10 protein-coding genes are annotated in these 14,021 nt (G+C 70.3%); 4 read left to right on the top strand and 6 right to left on the bottom strand.

The features are described 5' to 3' along the window. Positions 1-11: 11 nt before the first annotated feature. Positions 12-3,134, bottom strand: coding sequence for a N,N-dimethylformamidase beta subunit family domain-containing protein (locus Apa02nite_RS39240; RefSeq protein ID WP_203829570.1), 3,123 nt, complete (start codon positions 3,132-3,134; stop codon positions 12-14). A gap of 371 nt (positions 3,135-3,505) precedes the next feature. Here Apa02nite_RS39240 and Apa02nite_RS39245 point away from each other — a divergent pair, with 371 nt between their 5' ends. Beyond that, on the top strand, positions 3,506-4,420 hold the full coding sequence (locus tag Apa02nite_RS39245) for a glycosyltransferase family 2 protein (protein ID WP_232343956.1): 915 nt from the start codon (positions 3,506-3,508) through the stop codon (positions 4,418-4,420). Between the two features lie 45 nt (positions 4,421-4,465). Here the strand turns inward: Apa02nite_RS39245 and Apa02nite_RS39250 are convergent, their stop codons facing one another. From Apa02nite_RS39250 to Apa02nite_RS39265, 4 genes are all read right to left on the bottom strand, one after another. After that, positions 4,466-5,134 (bottom strand): polysaccharide deacetylase family protein, encoded by a 669-nt coding sequence (locus Apa02nite_RS39250; protein ID WP_203829571.1) that lies wholly within the window; start codon positions 5,132-5,134, stop codon positions 4,466-4,468. Positions 5,135-5,141: 7 nt separating this feature from the next. Further along, on the bottom strand, positions 5,142-6,008 hold the full coding sequence (locus tag Apa02nite_RS39255) for a glycosyltransferase (protein ID WP_203829572.1): 867 nt from the start codon (positions 6,006-6,008) through the stop codon (positions 5,142-5,144). Beyond that, positions 6,005-7,246 (bottom strand): glycosyltransferase family 4 protein, encoded by a 1,242-nt coding sequence (locus tag Apa02nite_RS39260; RefSeq protein WP_239164854.1) that lies wholly within the window; start codon positions 7,244-7,246, stop codon positions 6,005-6,007. Before Apa02nite_RS39260 ends, Apa02nite_RS39255 begins: the two co-directional genes overlap by 4 nt. A 393-nt stretch (positions 7,247-7,639) precedes the next feature. Beyond that, positions 7,640-8,695, bottom strand: coding sequence for a glycosyltransferase (locus Apa02nite_RS39265; protein WP_203829574.1), 1,056 nt, complete (start codon positions 8,693-8,695; stop codon positions 7,640-7,642). Between the two features lie 311 nt (positions 8,696-9,006). Between Apa02nite_RS39265 and Apa02nite_RS39270 the strand changes: the two genes are divergently transcribed. Further along, a complete protein-coding gene (locus Apa02nite_RS39270) occupies positions 9,007-9,993 on the top strand; it encodes a hypothetical protein (protein WP_203829575.1) in 987 nt (328 codons plus the stop codon). Then, positions 9,990-11,375 carry an O-antigen ligase family protein gene (locus Apa02nite_RS39275; RefSeq protein WP_067686487.1) on the top strand — a complete coding sequence of 462 codons (1,386 nt, stop codon included), beginning with the start codon at positions 9,990-9,992 and terminating at the stop codon, positions 11,373-11,375. The genes Apa02nite_RS39270 and Apa02nite_RS39275 overlap by 4 nt, the downstream gene beginning before the upstream one ends. Before the next feature lie 81 nt (positions 11,376-11,456). Here Apa02nite_RS39275 and Apa02nite_RS39280 read toward each other — a convergent pair whose 3' ends face one another. Continuing rightward, a complete protein-coding gene (locus tag Apa02nite_RS39280) occupies positions 11,457-12,500 on the bottom strand; it encodes a hypothetical protein (protein WP_203829576.1) in 1,044 nt (347 codons plus the stop codon). A gap of 649 nt (positions 12,501-13,149) precedes the next feature. Here Apa02nite_RS39280 and Apa02nite_RS39285 point away from each other — a divergent pair. Further along, positions 13,150-14,010 carry a hypothetical protein gene (locus Apa02nite_RS39285; RefSeq protein WP_203829577.1) on the top strand — a complete coding sequence of 287 codons (861 nt, stop codon included), beginning with the start codon at positions 13,150-13,152 and terminating at the stop codon, positions 14,008-14,010. Positions 14,011-14,021 lie beyond the last annotated feature (11 nt).

Here is a 14,021-nt window from a genome sequence, read left to right on the forward strand (position 1 = left end):
TCGGTTGCTCCTCAGGTGCCGGGGGTGAACACGACGTCGACCCAGTAATTGGCGGAGTTCCAGGTGCTGTCCGGGAATCCGCCGCCGGTTCCGTACCGGTAGACGCCGTTGGCGCCGTCCGCGCCGTCACGCAGCGCGTGCAGCGGGCCGTTGTCGACCCCCGCGGTCGCGAAGTAGCCGCCGTCGCCGGCGTAGCGACCGACCGGCGCGTAGTACGACACGACGTAGGTGGTGTTCGCGGTGACCGCGACGGGCGTGGCGAACGTGGCGGTCTGCCAGCCGGTCGCACTCTCGCCGCTGAAGCTCACCGTGCCGAGCAGGGTGCCGGTCGCGGTCCACAGGTGACCGACGTGCGTACCGGTGTTGCCGCTGCCCTTGTAGAACCGGACCCCGGTGACCTTGCCGGTCGCGTCGGCACGGAACCGCATGCCGACCTCGACGGCCGAGGTGTCCGAGTCCGCCGGGGTGCCCGGCACCGCGGTGGTCGCCCAGACCGAGCAGGGACACCCGGTCGGCGGCGGGGTGCTCGCCGCGGTGGTGAACGACCAGGACGTGCTGGTCATGACGTTGCCCGCGGTGTCCTTCGCCCCGCTGACGGTGACCGTGTAGCTGGTCGACGCGGCGAGCGCGGCGGCCGGCTGGAACGTGACCGTCCGGCTGCCCGCGTCATAGGACGTGGTTCCGGCGACGCTCGTGGTCACCGCCGCGTTCGAGACCGGCTCGCTGAACGTGGCGGTCACCGCGCTGGTGGAGCTGACCCCGGTCGCCCCGGAAGCCGGGGTACGCGCGGTCACCGTCGGCGCGGTGGTGTCCGGAGCGGTCCCGCCCGGGGTGAACACCACGTCGACCCAGTAGTTCGCGGACTGCCAGGCCAGCGTCGGGAACCCGGTGCCGAGCCGGTACACGCCGTTGACCCCGTCGACGCCGTCCCGCAGGGCGTGCAGCGGGACGCTGTCCACGCCCTCGGTGGCGAAGTAGCCGGTGTCGCCGGCATACCGGCCGACCGGGGCGTAGTAGGAGACCACGTAGGTGGCGCCCGCGGTGAGGGTCACCGGGGTGGCCAGGTTCGCCTGCTGCCAGCCGCTCGCCGACTCGCCGCTGAACGTGACCGTGGAGAGCAGGGTGCCGGCCGCGTTCCACAGGTGCCCGACGTGCGTACCGGTGTTGCCGCTGCCCTTGTAGAACCGGATCGCGGTGACCTGACCGGCCGCGTCGGCGCGGAACTTCGTGCCGACCTCGGTGCCGCTGGTGTCCGGGTCGGCCGGGGTCGACGGGGTGGCCGCGGCGTCCCAGATCGTGCACGGGCAGGTGCGGGCGCCCACGGTGACCGCCCGGGTGGTGTCGGCGCCGACGTTCGCGCTGTCGTCGGAGGCCCGGACCCGGAGGACGGTGGCCCCGGCGCCGCGCGGCGTCCAGGAGTAGCTCCAGGTGGCCCGTCCGTTCGCCGGGTGCCAGGTGACGCCGTCGTCGGTGCTGACCTCGACGCCGCCGACCAGCCCGCCGGTGTCGGTGGCGGTGCCGGACACGGTGACCGGTGCGCCCGCGGCCACGGTGGCCCCGGCGGCCGGCGCGGTGATCACGGCGACCGGCGCGACCGTGTCGGTGGAGGCGGTGGCGGCGGTCAGACCGGTCTGCAGGGTGGCCGGCTGCACGCCCATGTCGGCGAAGAGGTTGACGGTGGCCTGGCGCATCGGGACGCTGGCCGCGCCGGAACCCCGGTCGTGGTCGCTGTCCAGACCCCACGACCACTGCACGGTGCCGCCGCCGAAGACCAGTGCGCCGCTGGGCGCCCGGTAGAGGGTGAGGCGATGGGTGGCGCTGCCGGTGGCGTACGTGCTGCCGTAGTCCTGCAGCACGTCCAGGCCGGACGCGGTGGTGGTGGAGAGGCGGATCGCGCCGCGCGGGCGGAACCCGTTGTCGGCGTCCTCGTCCCACTCGTAACCGAGGGTGCCGGTGCCCAGGGTGGCGGTGGCCCCGGCGGCCTGGGTGGCGACCGTGGTGCCGCGCCAGAACCGCATCTTGCCGTCGTCGGCGGGCACCTTGAGGTTGACGGTGCCCTCGTTGACCTCGAAGACCGTACCGGTGAGGTTGTTCTCCGGGCGGCCGCCGTCGGCGGGCGGGCTGAACCGCGGGTCACGCCAGCTGCCGGTCCACTCCGCGGTCGGGTCGATCTTCGCGTTGGCGTGCGTCTCCTTGTACGCGACGAGGGTCCGGTACGGCGTGCCCGAGCCGTCCACCGAGGTCTCCCAACGGGTCTTCCAGAACACCTCGTTGCCGCTGAAGAACGCCAGGTTCACGCCGGCGTCCCGGGCGGCCTCGACGTTGGCGCGCTGCTTGCCGGACCAGTACTCGTCGTGGCCGACCGAGAGGAACGTCTTGTGGTTCTTGATCAGTGGGCCGCGGGCGTCCGAGTCGACGCCGGAGGTGTAGCTGACGTCGTAGCCGTTCGCCTCGAGCCAGCGCACCATCGGGTACTCGGCGTTGAAGACCGCGTCCTCGGGGCCGGTGCCGCGGGTGGTGACCGGGCGGTTGTAGCTCACCTTGTACGCCCGGCCGGCCGGCGAGCCGACGTAGAGGCTGTTGCCGCCGTACTGGTTGTAGGCCTGCCAGGTGGTGTCCGAGGTCTGGAGGAGCAGCCCGGAGTGGCTGGCGTCGTCACGCACCACGAACACGATGTGGCTGGCCCCGGCGGTGCCGTCGGTGCGCACCAGGCGAGCGAAGTAGATGCCGGAGACCGCGGTGGCCGGCACCGCCCAGGACGCCGAGACCGCCCAGTTGCCGCAGTCGACCAGCCCGGTCGAGGCGCTGCTGATGCAGTTCGGCTGGGTCTGCGGGCCGACCGGGTTGACCGTGGCGACCAGCCGTGCGCCGTTGCCGGCGTAGTAGCCCATCCGGTAGATGTCCAGGCGGTACGACGTCGCCGTCGACTTCACCTTGAAGCTGATCGTCTCGCCGGTGTTCACGCTCATCTGGGTGGCGAAGCCCTGCACCGCGGTGCTGCCGGCGCCGGACACGTCCCAGGTGGCGCGCGGGGTGCCGGTCTTGGTGTTCTCACACGCGATCGGGTTGACCAGGGGAGCGCACGGGTCGGCGGAGGCCGGTGATCCGGGCAGGACGGTGAGTGCCGTAGCCACCAGCACGAGGGCCAGCAGCGTTCGCGGTGAGAAGGGCCAGGGTTTACGCACAGGAACCGCCTTCCCGGCCGCGAGGCCGGCATCCGTTTAAGGCGCAAGTTATCGACCGGATCATCTACATCGATGATCTGATACGGCTGCCGGATATCTGACAACTGCCTGCGACGGGAACGTTTTCAATCCTGTCGGCGCAGGTCAGCGGCCGAAGAGGCGGATCACTCGGCCCGTTCGGTCATCGACAGGCGGGCCGGGATGCCTGGTCACGACCGTCCGGCCGTACCGGCCAGGCGAGGGGGACGGCAGGATGGGTCCGTCCGCGAGACTGGGAGAACAAGTTGGACAGCACGCCCGATACAGCTACGCCCGAGACGGTGGCTGTAGTCGTCGTCACCTACAACAGCGAGCGGTTGCTGCCGGACCTCATCGCTTCGCTCGGACCCGGCCTGGCCGGGGTCGGCTGGCATCTCACCGTCGCCGACAACGCCTCCGCCGACGACTCGGTGGGCGCGGTGCGCCGGTTGGCGCCGGACGCCACGGTGGTCGAGATGGGCCGCAACGCCGGGTACGCCGCGGGCATCAACGCGGCGGTCGCCAAGGCCGGCCCGTTCAGCGCGGTCCTGGTGCTCAACCCGGATGTCCGGCTCACCCCCGGCTGCATCACCACCCTGCTCGAGGTGCTGCGCAAGGACGGCACCGGCATCGCCGTGCCGTTGCTGGTCGACGGCGACGACCGCCTGATCCACACCATGCGCCGCGAGCCCGGCACGTTCCGGGTGCTCGGCGACGCGCTGCTCGGCGCGGTCCGGGCCGGGCGCTACCCGGCGTTCGGCGAGATGGTCACCGACGAGCGGCTCTACGCCGACGAGCGCCTGACCGACTGGGCCGAGGGTTCCACGGTGCTGATCAGCGCCGAGTGCTGGAACCGGGTGGCGCCCTGGGACGAGTCGTTCTTCCTCTACTCGGAGGAGACCGACTTCGCGCTGCGGGCCCGCGACGCCGGGTTCGCCACCAGGTTCACGCCGGCCGCCCGCGCGGTGCACCTGGAGGGGGACTCCAAGGTGTCGCCGGGGCTGTGGACGCTGCTGACCCTCAACAAGGTGCGCCTCTACGGCCGCCGGCGCGGGAAGGTAGCGGCCAGCGCGTTCTGGGCGGCGCTGCTGCTGCGCGAGGCGAGCCGGGCGGCTCTGGGCAAGGAGCCGAGCAAGATGGCGGCGCGGGCGCTGGTGAGCCCGGCCCGGATGCGCGAGGCGCCGGGACCGCACACGGTGCATCGGCCGAAGAAGTAACGAAGAAGCGCCCGGGGCCACAGGCTCCGGGCGCTTCTCTTTCGGCTATCGCAGGCGCTTGACGGCGCCGACGGCTTCCAGCTTGAGCTTGCTCAGCACGCCCGGCCCGACCAGGGCCTCGGCGCGCAGCGACGCCGGGGTGTCGTCGCGGCGCACGCTGTAACGCGGCTGCAGCCAGGCGTTCGCCCGGGCCTTGCGGCGGTCGCTGGTGAACACCCGGGTGTAGCCGAGCGCGCGCATCCGGGTGAGCAGCTGCCGGTCGTACCGGCCGAGCGGGCAGGCCGCGGTGGTGACCGGGGTGCCGGTGACCGCGGCGATCTGGTCGCGGGCGGTGACCAGCTCGACGTCACTGGTCGCCGCGTCCATGCCGCGCCACGGCTTGTGCCACATACCGTGGGTGCCGATCGCCATGCCCGCGCCCTGCAGCGCGTGGATCTGCTCGGTGCTCAGGCTGCCGGCCGCGTCGAGCCGGCTGGCCAGCACGAAGAACTCCGCGGTCAGGCCGCGCTCGACCAGACCGGGCAGGCCGAGCTCGGCGTCCGAGGCGTTGCCGTCGTCGAAGCTGATCCGGACCGAGGGCCACTCGCGGATCTCGTCCAGGACCGCCGCGTAGAGGTCCTCGCTGATCCAGTACCGGTCCTCGCCCGGCTCCAGCTCGCGCTGCGGCGTACCGATGCCGTGGAAGCAGATGTTGATGACGGTGTCGTTCTGCATGTCGTCCCTATCGCCTCGGCGCCGGATCAGCTGCGGAGTCCTGCCGCGACGATTCGTCACGGCCCCACGCCGCGCCGCCGTCGCCGGCCTGCTGAGCGGCACGCGCCGCCTTCATCGTGATCGCCACGTAGACCACGGCGGCCGGTGCCAGCCACGGTTTCGGCAGCACCACGTCGCGCAGCCAGGAGAGCCGGGCGGCCGGGCGTACCGGAACGGTGATCTCGCCGCGCTCGGCCGCGGCCCGCATCGCGGCGTTCCCGCCGCGCACTCGGACCAGGCGTGTGACCAGGTCGTCGGTCCGCCGCGGGGTTTCCACCTTTGCGGTGTACGCCGTGACGTGCGCCTTCTCCGCCTGGCTGAACTGCGAGTCCAGGAACAGGTCGTCCGCGACCAGCTCGGGGAACGTGCCGAACCGGGCCCGCCCGGCGGCGGAGACGGCCAGCACCCCGCGGCCGAACAGCCCGTCGCGGAACACCGGCAGCCGGCCGTGCACCGCGAAGTACGCGCGGACCGCGACCGGCCGCCCGTCGAGCACCAGCTGCCGGCCCACGGTGGCGGCCAGCGCCCCGCGGTCGAGGGCCTCGCCCAGCGCGCGCACCGCGGCGGTGCTGAGCACGATGTCGGCGTCCAGGTAGATCCGCGGGAATCCGACGGCCACCTCGTCGCCGGCGTTGAGCGCGTGCGCCTTGCCCGGCGTGGCCAGGTCGAGCACGCGTACGCCGGGGCGGGTGGCGGCGGCCACGGTGTCGTCGGTGCAGCCGTTGGCCACCACCGTCACGTCGAACTCGCCCGGTGCCGCACCGGTGAGCAGGGCGTCGAGGCAGCGGCCGATGACCGCCGCCTCGTTGTGTGCGGCGATGACGATGCTGGTCACGGCTGGTCCACCCGGGCGGGTGCGTCGGAGCCGGTGCGCTGGCGCGGGATCTGGGCGGTCGGTGCAGCGCCCCGGCCGCGCAGGCGCTTGGCGAGCAGCCGCTCGAAGACCGCCGCGTACGGGCCGGCCTGGTGCTCCCAGGACAGCTTGCTGAGGAACCGGTCGCGGCCGAGCTTGCGCATCTGGCGGCGGCGGTCCGGGTCGTCGAGCAGCTCGTTGAGCATGCCGGCGAACTCGGCCGGGGCACCGGTCGGCACGTACGCGCCGGCGTCGCCCAGGGTGCGGCGGGTCTCGATGCCGTCGGCGGCGACCACGGGCAGGCCCCGGCCGACGTACTCGACGGTCTTGGCCATCGTGGAGAGCTGGTTCATCCGGGTCGGCAGGTCCGGCTGGATCGCGATGGTGGCCGAGCGCAGCACCTCGTCTACCTGGTCGCCGTTGAGCCAGCCGGTCAGCTCGACCACGTCCTCCAGGCCGCGCTCGGCGATCAGGGTGGCCACCGACTGCATGCTCTCGCCGTCGCCGGCGAGCACGACCTTCCAGCCGCCCCGGCCGCGCAGCTTGATCAGCTCGTCGGCGGCCAGCACGACGCCCTCGACGTTGTCCTGCGGGCCGAAGACGCCCAGGTAGACGATCTTGCGGACGCCGTCCTCGGCGATGATCTCCTCGGGGTCGCCGTCGACGGCGATCTCCTTCAGCGACGGGCCGTTGCGGACCACGGTCACCTTGTCCGGGTGCACACCCTTGCGGACCGCGTTGTCCTTGAACGACTCGTTCGTCGCGACGACCTCGGTAGCGGTGCGTAGCGTGAGCCACTCCAGAGCGTTGAGCATCCGCAGCACCCACTTGTTGGGCTCGCCGCCGCGGGAGATGTAGACCTCCGGGCACAGGTCGTGGTGGTCGAACACCCAGGGCCGGCCGATCGCGCGCAGCGCCAGGGCGAGCGGCCAGTAGACGTCCGGCGGGTTGCAGACCTGGACGGCGTGCGCGCGGCCGGAGAAGATCTCGCCGATCAGCCGGGTCGCGATGCAGGCGAACGACCAGCCGAACTCGACACCGAACGTGAGGATCCCGCTACCGTAGACCTTGACCGGGTACGGCTTGAGCCGGGTGTTGCGGCTGCCCGGCAGCACCTTCAGGTTCTTGTCACCGCGCGGCGCGATGACCGTCACGTCGAAGCCCTTGGCCTCCAGCGTCAGGCACTCCCGGATGACTCGACGGTCACGTTCGGCCGGCAAGTTGGCGATGAGAATGGTGACGTGCGGATTTCTTGGCATCGTCTCGTCTAGCCCCCTGGATCGAATGGTTCGCAGGAAACAGTGTCCGATGCCGCTGACGGCGAACACCGGCTGACCGGGCGAGTTCAGATCGTCCGTTTCACTTAGACGGTCATCTTGATCCACATTAGGGTTAATGCCCGTTTTGGGTGACACCTCCCGGGCGCCGGTTATGCCCCGCGAATGCACTGTAGATATTGACCATGATGTACGTTATTGCGCATTGTCGCGGCGACGTCACGTACGGTGATCTTGGGGTTGTCTTGATGCGGACAGTGGAGTGTGGACGGAGCGCCGGGGCACAAAAAAGCCACCGCCGCGGGAGCGCGACGGTGGCTTCGGGTGACGATCGGGTCAGCGCAGAGTGGCGTAGAACGCGAGCAGGTCGGCCCGCAGCCCCTCCTCGTGATAGCGGGAGAGGATCTCCTTGGACGCCGCCTGCCCGGCCGCGGCCAGCGTCGCCGGGTCCCGGCCCAGGGTCTGTTCGACGGCGACCGCGAAGGCCAGCAGGTCGGCCTCGGCCACCGGCGTGCAGAACGCCGGGTCGAAGAAGTCCCGCCCGGCCAGCCCGGTGAAGCCCACCACGTAGGCGCCGCTGGCCATCGCCTCGGCCGGCGGCAGGCCGAAACCCTCCCGTTCGCTGAAGCTCAGGAAGACCGCGCAGCCGCGCAGCGCCTCGGCGGTCTGCGCCTCGCTGAGCCCGTCGATCGGGGCCAGCTCCCAGCCGTCCAGCACGCCCCGGGCGCGCAGGATGTGCAGCAGCTGCTCCTGCTCCTCGGCCCGGCGCCGCGGCATGTACCCGATCCGCCGTGCGGCCGGCGCGCTGCCGGGATGGAAGACCCGCTCGTCCACCACCACCCGGGCGATGTGCGTCGGCAGCTCCGGGAAAGCGTGCCTGAGCAGGGCTGCGTTGTCCTCGGAGACGGTCAGCAGCGCCTGCAGACCGGCCACCGCGGCATACGGCGCCCCCGGCCCGGTCGCCCCGAACGGCACCCGGGAGAACGTCTGGTACGCGTTCTGATTGAAGATCACCTTGCGGGCGCCGGGCGGCAGCGCGGCCAGGCCCGGGCCGTAGAACTCCGGCACCACCAGCAGGTCGCTGCGGCCCAGCGTCACGTCCCGGGCAGCCAGCACCCGGGTGTCGTTGGCGAACCAGCCGACCCGGAAGCCGGGCTTCTCGTGCAGCACCGCGGCCTTCAGGCCGGCGGCGTTGAGCAGGTCGACGTGCCGGTAGATGACCCGGATGCCGCCGGACGGGCTGCTCGCGTCCGGGCTCAGGTAGTAGACGGTGTCGGTGCCCGGCGCGGCCGCGTCGTAGCGGATCTCGGCCGGGGTGCGCCGGCGCAGGTCGCGGCTGCCCGCCGCGCGTAGCAGGGCCTCGCGGACCGGGCGGACGATCGCATTCGTCATAACAGGCGGTACTCCACGAGTCTCGATTCCGGCCGGTTTCGGCCGCCTCGCAACCATTCCGGGCCAGATGGCGGCTGGCAACCACCGTTCGTACCGGCGAGCGCGTCCAATTGCCGACCGGTTCCGTGACGAGAAGTACCCTATTATCGATATTGCCGCGTCACTGTGACGCATATCGTCGGTGGCCTGCATCGCGCACGCTCGGTAGGCACTGGCGCCACCCGGGCGGTGCCCACTAGGTTCTACCCGCTGGTCGGCCGTTGGGCCCCGGCTTTTCAGTACATACATCAGGTAAAGGGCAAGGGGAACGTGTGGACCTCTGGGACATGACCAAGCTGCTCTTCCGGCGTTGGTACCTCTCACTCCCGATGCTCCTGGTGACCTTGGTGCTCGTCGGTGTCGCTGCCGTGACCGTCAAACCGGACTACAGCGCCGTCGGGCACATCCAGTTCATTCCGCCGGTGGGCACCACGGCCAAGGACGGGTCGAAGAACCCGATCGACAACCCTTGGTGGGAGCTCGGATACGAGGCACTGGCCAACGCCACCGTCATCGACGTGACCAAGAAGTCGGTCCTCGAGGACATGGTCAAGGACGGGCTGAGCGACAACATCACGGTCACCATCGACCAGGTGCCGCTGTTCGGGATCGAGGCGGTCGGCGACTCGCCGGAGCAGGCGACCCAGACGGTGCAGTACGTGCAGAAGGCGATCGCCGACGCGGTCGCGCGGCGTCAGGAGACGCTGCGGGTGGCCAAGAGCCAGACCATCACCATGCTGGAGCTCGACGACGGCAGTGAGGTCACGGTCAAGAACTCCAAGATCATGCGGGTCATGGTGGTCGCTGGTGGTCTCGGTCTGCTGCTGACCGCCGGTTTCACCATCGGCGTGGACGCGCTGCTGCGTGCCCGGGCCCGCCGGCGCAACGAGGACGACGAGCCGGAGACGGTGGGTTCCGCGGTCGGCGCCGCGTCGCTGGACGGGCGCAACGGCACCTCGGTGCCGCCGAGTTTCGAGGCGACCCAGACGGTCATCCACCCGCGCGCCACGCAGTCGCCCCGGTCCACCCCGGCGCCGGGCAAGAGCGAGCCGGCCCGGCCGGCCAACGGCAACAACAACGGCAACGGTGGCGGCGCTCCGGCGCAGCGCCGCGGTTCCTCGGACGGCACGTACCGCTCGAACCAGGGCTCCGGCCCGGCCGCCGACCCGCGGCTCGAGCAGGCACCGGCCGACGCCACGATCGTCCTGCCCCCGTGGGGCGGCGGGAAGCGTGACGACAAGAAGGCCGAACGTCGTTGAGTTCGGCGGCCGTCTCACACCCGGTCGACTTCGAGCCGTCACTGCTCGAGCAGCACACGTACGGCTCGCGCCGGCGCCGGACGACGATCGACGTCGTCTCGGTGCTGGTGGTCATGCTGGTGCTGCTGTACGTCATGCCGGGCACGCTGATCGTTCCGAACCTGACCTACGCGGGCCGGCCGGCGCTGCTGCTGGCCATGCTGATGTTCGCCTGGTGGTGCCTGGCCCGGCTCAGCCCTAGGCTGCTCCTGGTCGGGCCGCAGCCGATCCGCTGGTTCCTCGGGTTCTACCTGGTCGCCAACCTGTTGTCGTACATCGCGGGGCTGTTGCGCGGTCTGCCGACGCAGGAGGCCAACGCGCAGAACTTCGCGATGCTGCAGCTGTTCGAGTTCCTCGGGGCGGCGCTGATCGTGGCCGACGGGGTGCAGAACTGGGAGCGGCTCAACCGGCTGCTGCGGGTGATGGTCTACTGCGCCGGCTTCATGGCCGTGGTCGGCATCGTCCAGGCGGTGCTGAAGTTCGACATCTCGCAGTACTTCGTGATCCCCGGCCTGGAGCTCAAGGGCGGCCTGGCCGGCTTCAGCGACCGTGGTGACGCCGGGCAGTTCCGGATCGCCGGCACCACCACGCACTACATCGAGTTCAGCGCCGTGGTGGCGATGATGGTGCCGTTCGCCATCCACGTCGCCCGGTTCGCCAAGACGAAGTTCCAGCGCCGGGCGGCCGCGGTCTGCGGTTTCCTGCTGGCCATCGCGAACCCGATGTCGATCTCCCGGACCGGCATCGTGGCGCTCGTCATCGCGCTGCTGATCATGGTGCCGATCTGGTCCTGGCGGATGCGCTACACGTTCATGTACATCGGCGTCTTCGCGATCGTCTCGATCATGATGGTCAAGCCGGGTGTGCTCGGCACGCTGAAGGCGATGTTCCTCAACGTCGGTGTCGACCCGAGCATCGCCGGCCGCACCAACGACTACGCCATGGTCGGGCACTTCTTCGACCAGCGGCCGTGGCTCGGGCGCGGTCCGCGGACCCTGCTGGCCGACCCGGTGCGGGACACCATCCTGGACAACCAGTGGCTCTACACGCTGGTCACCGGCGGCATGATCGGTGTGCTGGCGCTGCTGCTGGTGCACGTCGCGTCGATCACCCTGGCGGTCATCGCGCTGCGGCGTTCCAAGCTCGAGGAGGACCGGCACCTGTGTGCCGCGCTCATCTCGGCGCAGGTGGTCGCGATCGTGGTCGGTGGCACGTTCGACTCGATGTACTACACGACGTTCTCCATCACGGTGGCCCTGTTCGTCGGCCTCTGCGGGGTGGTCTGGCGGTTCAGTCATCCGGCCCGAACAATCCGGACATCGGGTGTGCACACGCAGTCGTAAGTCTTAAGCAAGAAATAAGGAAAAGCGGCCCGGTAAAGGTGGAACCTCCACCATTACCGGGCCGCTTTCGTCGTGCCGGGATCAGCCGCAGTCGCCGATCTTCTTCTTCTCCTTGATGATGGCGCCGGTGTCGAAGTTGAAGGTCACCATCGCGTTGTCACCCCAGTCGCCGACCTTGCTGCAGTCGACCTCGGCCGGGCCGTACCCGGGGGTGTTCTCGACGACCTTGTTGCCGGTGACCACCGGGAACGAACCACCGGTCAGGCGCATGCTGTAGCCGCCGCCGGCCAGCAGGTTGTCCTCGACGGTGCCGCCCGCGTTGCCCTGGTCCGGGATGAAGATCGGCGCGGTCGGGCAGTCGTCGAGCCGCTGGTCGATCGTGTTGTGCACGATGTTCACGGTCGGGCCGCCGTAGCTCTGGATGCCGTCGCCGTGCGGGTCACCGGTCTGGCAGAGGCCCGGCGGGATCGCCAGCTGGGCGAACGAGTCCTTGATGGTGACCGTGCCGGAGCCGGTGACGCCCTCGGCGCCGACCCGCCAGCCCTCCATCCGGTTGACCACCTTGCAGCGCAGGCAGGTGTAGTTGGCCACGCCGAACGCGTACTGGCTGTTGTCGGAGAACTCCTGGCCGGGCGGGTTGACCACCTCGGTGTCGGCGATCAGCAGGCCGCCGTAGACCTTGTCGGAGATGTAGTTGTCGATCGTGCCGTAGACCCGGGTGCGGCGGATCTGCACGTTCGCGGCCTTCACCGCGATGCTGCCGGTGACCAGGTAGTCCGAGATGACCGTGCCGGACTTGGTGATGGTCAGGTCGCCGACGGTGGTCTTCGGCTTCCAGCCGGACGGTACGCCGGTGCAGGACTTCGTCGGGTACTTCGGCAGGCCGCAGCGGCCGCCGGAGCCGGCGCTGGTGGTGCTCTTCTTCGTGGTGGCCTTGGGCGTCGCCGAGCTGGCCGGCGCCGACACCGAGGCCGAGGGGGACAGCGGCACTGACGCGGACGCCGACGGGAGCACCGACGCGGACGCTCCGGCGCCCAGCGGCTGCTGCGCCGAGGGGGCCAGTGCCGCGGTGTCCCGCGCGTCGAGGCTGGTGGGCGTGCCCTTGTCGCCGAAGTAGGAATTCACCGCGAATCCGGCGGACCCCAGAACGACAATCGCGAGCAGCAGATAACCGCCGACGACGCGGCGAGATGGATTTTCGCCGAATAAATTGCGACGGTGCTTCATGCGGTAAGACTCCTCATAAATCCGGCTCCGCCGTATGCGCGCGCGGTACGTTGCCGACCGCATCGCACAATATACGTACGTCAAGAGCCTGTGGGCCCTCGGCCGAAAGAGCGGAAAGCGACATCTCGCGAGGTACTCGGCGATTCACGGCGATCGTCGTGTCGGCTGTCACACCGGTTCAATCCGCGTCTGACGCCTATCCGCCACTTGGATGCCGGCCGTTCCGCGACGCGGGATATCGTCGCCTGGCGGGAACCGGCGGAGCGGGGGAAGTCGGTGCGGTCATTGTCAAGCGTCTGTTCGCACGGGACCGGCGCACCGGACGGCCCGAGCGGGTGGCGGTCCGGACCGGCGTGGGTCGGAGCCTGTGGCAATATTCGGTCCGGTGGCGGCAGCCCGCGCCGGCGGGGCGCTAAGGTCAGCCCGGGCCGGGGACATCACCCGCAGCGGCGCGCGTGCAGACGTCGGTTTCCGGTCCGGTAACCAGGGAAAAATCAGGGGAGTTCTCGTTGACCGTCCACATCGGCTTCATTCGTCGGGAAGCCTGATGGCCGCGAAGTTGGCCCCGATCACCGCGGCCGAGATCCCCGCAGTCGCCCGCTTCCTGCACGAGCACCTCAACTCCCGCGTCCCGGCGCAGGCCTGGGAACGTGCCGTCCAGGTGCCGTGGAAGGTCTCCGCGCCGAACCACGGCTTCCTGCTGCGCGACGACGACGGCCGGGTGGTCGGCGCGTACCTCGCGTTCTACTCCGAGCGCACCATCGGCGGCCAGGTGCGCAAGTTCTGCAACCTCGGCGCCTGGTGCGTGCTGCCGGAGCAGCGGTTCCACAGCCTCAAGCTGCTCAAGGCGCTGCTCGGCCAGCCGGGGTACGAGTTCACCGACCTCTCGCCGAGCGGCACCGTGGTGCCGATGAACACCCGGCTCGGCTTCACGTTCCTGGACACCGCCACCTCGGTCACACCGAACCTGCCCTGGCCGGCGCTGCCGCTGGGCGCGCGGGTGAGCGCCGATCCGGCCGTGCTGGAGAACACCCTGACCGGCGCGGACCTGCAGATCTACCGGGACCACGCGGGCACCGCCGCGGCGCGGCACGTGGTGCTCACCCGCGGCGGGAAGTACTGCTACGTGGTCTTCCGCACCGACCGGCGCAAGGGCCTGCCGTTCTTCGCGTCGATCCTGCACGTCAGCGACCCGGAGCTGTTCCGCGCGATGCTGCGCCGCTTCCAAAGCCACCTGCTGCTCCGGCACGGGATCCCGGCGATGCTGGCCGAGCCGCGCGTGATCGGGCACCGACCACCGCTGTCCCGGATGCTGGCCGCCCCGCGCCGCAAGATGTTCCGCAGCGCCGACCTCCAGGATCACGACATCGACTATCTCTACAGCGAGCTGACCTGCCTGAGCTGGTGACACCGGCCGCG

Origin of the sequence: Actinoplanes palleronii (assembly GCF_016862315.1) — a bacterium.
GTDB classification, from domain to species: domain Bacteria; phylum Actinomycetota; class Actinomycetes; order Mycobacteriales; family Micromonosporaceae; genus Actinoplanes; species Actinoplanes palleronii.